Source organism: Phocaeicola sp. HCN-40430 (assembly GCF_037890285.1).
Classification (GTDB): Bacteria; Bacteroidota; Bacteroidia; order Bacteroidales; family Bacteroidaceae; genus Phocaeicola; species Phocaeicola acetigenes.
The window spans coordinates 1-602 of record NZ_JBBKBS010000069.1; the positions used below are offsets into that span (position 1 = coordinate 1).

Annotated in this window: 1 pseudogene; it reads right to left on the minus strand. The window is 33.9% G+C overall.

Features of this window, described 5'->3' with window-relative positions:
* Nucleotides 1-602 (minus strand): annotated as a pseudogene (locus tag WKU26_RS12625) (acylneuraminate cytidylyltransferase); the annotation flags it as partial.

The window sequence follows — 602 nt, forward strand, 5'->3', positions numbered from 1 at the left end:
GTGATGATTCCTGTTTTTATACCTGCTTCTCTTAATAGTTGAAATCCCATACCATCTCGAGTGTTGAATTTTTTTAATTCATCACCACTTTCAGAATAGTACATTCCTCCGTCTGTTAATGTACCGTCTACATCAGATAAAAATAATTTTATTGGTTTTTTAGGGCGTTTGGATAAAATATGTTTGCGCATTAAATTTTCTAGAATTATCCAATCATCCGGTTCGTCTATTTCTGTTGCTGTATATTCTGGCATCTCGTAAATACCAATTTTTCCACTAAGGCGGTTTCCTGATGTTAAGATATTACCTACTGTATTGATATAAAAAGCCCCATTTTCCATTAACTCTCCTTGAAAGTTTTGGCGACGTGGACGATTCATATAATCATAATTTTTGCTTGTTCCATCTGCATTCCAAAAGAAACGGTAATTTCTTACACAGGTGAGCATTGAGTCGTATTGTCCTTTCTTATAAATATCTAATGCTTCTGAGAAGTGCAGTGTTTCTGTTAATGGAGAAGTTGCCTGGGCTAATAAAAATATTATGTCATTTGCTAGTTTTGCATATTTAATATATTCTAGCATTACACTCTCTGTACTAGC